Here is a 283-nt window from a genome sequence, read left to right on the forward strand (position 1 = left end):
CGTTTTCCACGTCTTCGCGGCCGTCGCCGAGTTCGAGCGCGAGCTGACGCTAGAGCGCACCCACGCCGGACTTGCCCAGGCGAAGGCGTTGGGGCGACGCGGCGGGCGCAAGCCGGCGATGGGACCGGCGGAGATCAAGCGCGCCAAGGCGATGCTCGCAGACCCGACCATCGCCGTCGAGGAGGTGGCAGCGCAGCTCGGGGTGCAGCCGTCGACGCTCTACCGGCACATACCGGGTGGGCGCAGCTCGGTGGTCGCGCAGGTGTAATGGAGGCCGTCATTG

1 protein-coding gene is annotated in these 283 nt (G+C 70.3%); it reads left to right on the forward strand.

Translation table 11 applies throughout. The features are described from left to right. Positions 1-268 (forward strand): helix-turn-helix domain-containing protein (locus LB450_RS13630; protein ID WP_224489803.1); only part of this gene is annotated, 268 nt, incomplete at its 5' end. Positions 269-283 lie beyond the last annotated feature (15 nt).

Source organism: Psychroflexus curvus (assembly GCF_020164585.1).
Classification (GTDB): domain Bacteria; phylum Bacteroidota; class Bacteroidia; order Flavobacteriales; family Flavobacteriaceae; genus Psychroflexus; species Psychroflexus curvus.